A 2723-nucleotide genomic window follows, 5' to 3' on the forward strand; every position below is an offset into this window, starting at 1 on the left:
ACTGACGAAGTCAGTAACCATACCTACGGCAAGGCGAAGCTGACGTGGTTTGAATTTGATTTTCGAAGAGTGTAAACTGCTTATAAAATAAAAAGGAGTCCCGATGGAACACATTATTTATCAGCTTGAAGAGGATTTGGCAATCCTTACCTTGAACCGTCCTGAGGTCGCAAATGGTTTTCATATTCCTATGTGTGAGGAGATTTTAGAAGCTCTGACTTTGGCAGAAGAGGATCCGGCTGTGCATTTTGTCTTAATCAACGCGAATGGCAAAGTCTTCTCTGTTGGGGGAGATTTGGTTGAGATGAAGCGAGCAGTAGATGAGGATGATATTCCATCATTGACGAAAATCGCAGAATTAGTCAATACTATTTCTTATAAAATCAAGCAAATTGATAAACCTATCTTGATGGAGGTTGATGGGGCAGTTGCAGGTGCCGCAGCAAATATGGCTGTTGCTGCAGATTTCTGTCTGGCAACGGATAAGGCTAAATTTATCCAAGCCTTTGTTGGAGTTGGTTTGGCTCCAGATGCAGGTGGGATTCATCTATTGAGCCGAAGTATTGGTGTGACGCGTGCTGCTCAATTAGCCATGACAGGTGAGGCTTTGAACGCAGAAAAAGCTTTAGAATGGGGGCTGGTTTACCGCGTCTGTGAAGCTGATAAACTTGAAAAGACGAGAGAACAGCTCCTTAAAAAATTGAGACGTGGGTCAGCTAATTCCTATGCAGCCATCAAGAAGTTGGTTTGGGAGAGCCAATTTAAAGATTGGCAAGATTATGCTGCTTTAGAATTGAAGCTACAGGAATCCTTGGCTCAAACAGAGGATTTCAAAGAAGGAGTTCGGGCTCATTCGGAGAGAAGAAGACCGAAATTTACTGGAAAATAAGAAAATACTTGCACTGTTCTTTGAAGTTTGATATAATTTTTTTGTCAAATGTTTTGATTGTGAAAGTTTTTTGAAAAGGAGGGAAAAGAGATTGGACTACCAACGAATTAATGAATATTTAACATCTATATTTAACAATGTCCTCGTTATTGAGGAAGTTAGCTTGAGGGGTAGTCGTTTCAAGGATATCTCCATCAAAGAAGTACATACAATCGATGTAATTGGAAAATTCCCAGATGTGACGCCAAGTCAAGTGTCGAAAGAGTTGATGGTGACTCTTGGGACAGTTACGACGAGTCTGAATAATCTTGAACGAAAGGGTTACATTGAACGCATTCGCTCAGAGCAGGATCGTCGTGTGGTGCATCTGCATTTGACAAAGAAGGGGCGCTTGGTTCATAGACTACATAAACGCTTCCACAAGGCCATGGTTGAAAAAATCATTGATGGTATGAGTAAGCAAGAAATTGATGTTATGAGCAAAGGGTTGACCAATCTTTATCAATTTTTGGAGGATTTGAAATAATGGCTTTTGCAAAAATAAGCCAGGTTGCTCATTATGTGCCAGAGCAAGTGGTTACAAATCATGATTTAGCCCAGATTATGGATACCAATGATGAGTGGATTTCAAGTCGGACGGGAATACGACAAAGGCATATTTCAAGAACAGAATCTACCAGTGATTTGGCTACAGAGGTTGCTAAGAAACTGATGACAAAAGCTGGAATCACAGGGGAAGAGTTGGATTTTATCATCCTAGCTACCATCACTCCAGATTCGATGATGCCCTCTACAGCTGCTCGTGTCCAAGCTAATATTGGTGCTAATAAGGCCTTTGCTTTTGACCTAACAGCTGCTTGTAGTGGATTTGTATTTGCATTGTCAACTGCTGAAAAGTTTATCTCTTCTGGTCGTTTTCAAAAAGGCTTGGTGATTGGTAGTGAAACCCTCTCTAAAGCAGTCGATTGGTCAGACCGATCAACAGCTGTTTTGTTTGGAGATGGTGCTGGTGGTGTCTTGTTAGAAGCTAGTGAGCAAGAGCATTTCTTGGCAGAGAGTCTCAATAGCGATGGAAGTCGCAGCGAGTGTCTGACCTATGGACATTCAGGGTTACATTCTCCATTTTCAGATCAAGAAAGTGCAGATTCATTTTTGAAGATGGATGGACGCGCAGTTTTTGATTTTGCCATTCGGGATGTAGCCAAGTCTATCAAACAGACTATTGAAGAATCTCCTGTAGAGGCGACAGACTTGGATTATCTACTACTTCATCAGGCTAATGACCGTATCTTGGATAAAATGGCTAAAAAAATTGGTGTCGAACGAGACAAACTTCCAGCCAATATGATGGAATATGGCAATACCAGTGCAGCCAGTATCCCGATTTTACTTTCAGAGTGTGTAGAACAAGGCCTCATCCATTTAGATGGTAGTCAGACTGTTCTGCTATCAGGCTTCGGTGGAGGCTTGACCTGGGGCACGCTCATTCTTACAATTTAGGTAATCATGTGGTGAACACATTGTTATAAAAAACTATTTATTTTAAAGGAGTCCTATCATGGCAGTATTTGAAAAAGTACAAGAAATTATCGTTGAAGAACTTGGAAAAGACGCATCAGAAGTAACACTTGAATCAACTTTTGATGATTTGGACGCAGATTCATTGGACTTGTTCCAAGTAATCTCAGAAATCGAAGATGCTTTTGATATCCAAATCGAAGCAGAAGATGACTTGAAAACAGTTGGTGACTTGGTTGCCTACGTTGAAGAGCAAACAAAATAATACTCAATGAAAATCAAAGAGCAAACTAGGAAGCTAGCCGCAGGCTGTACT

General features: G+C 40.9%; 4 protein-coding genes. All 4 read left to right on the top strand.

The annotated features are described in order from the left end of the window. The first annotated feature begins 103 nt into the window (after positions 1 to 103). The 4 genes from ADI58_RS01975 to ADI58_RS01990 all read left to right on the top strand — a co-directional run bounded on the left by ADI58_RS01975 (position 104) and on the right by ADI58_RS01990 (position 2672). Complete coding sequence (locus ADI58_RS01975; protein WP_049521262.1) at positions 104 to 889, top strand: enoyl-CoA hydratase; 786 nt, start codon at positions 104 to 106, stop codon at positions 887 to 889. A gap of 91 nt (positions 890 to 980) precedes the next feature. Next, entirely contained in the window at positions 981 to 1415 is a 435-nt protein-coding gene (gene fabT / locus ADI58_RS01980; protein WP_049521263.1) for a fatty acid biosynthesis transcriptional regulator FabT, read from the top strand. Then, a complete protein-coding gene (locus ADI58_RS01985) occupies positions 1415 to 2389 on the top strand; it encodes a beta-ketoacyl-ACP synthase III (protein WP_049521264.1) in 975 nt (324 codons plus the stop codon). Before fabT ends, ADI58_RS01985 begins: the two co-directional genes overlap by 1 nt. Before the next feature lie 58 nt (positions 2390 to 2447). Next, positions 2448 to 2672: an acyl carrier protein gene (locus ADI58_RS01990; protein ID WP_000257838.1), complete on the top strand. Its 225-nt coding sequence runs from the start codon at positions 2448 to 2450 to the stop codon at positions 2670 to 2672. Positions 2673 to 2723 lie beyond the last annotated feature (51 nt).

The sequence above is a fragment of the Streptococcus mitis genome (assembly GCF_001074635.1).
GTDB classification, from domain to species: domain Bacteria; phylum Bacillota; class Bacilli; order Lactobacillales; family Streptococcaceae; genus Streptococcus; species Streptococcus mitis_E.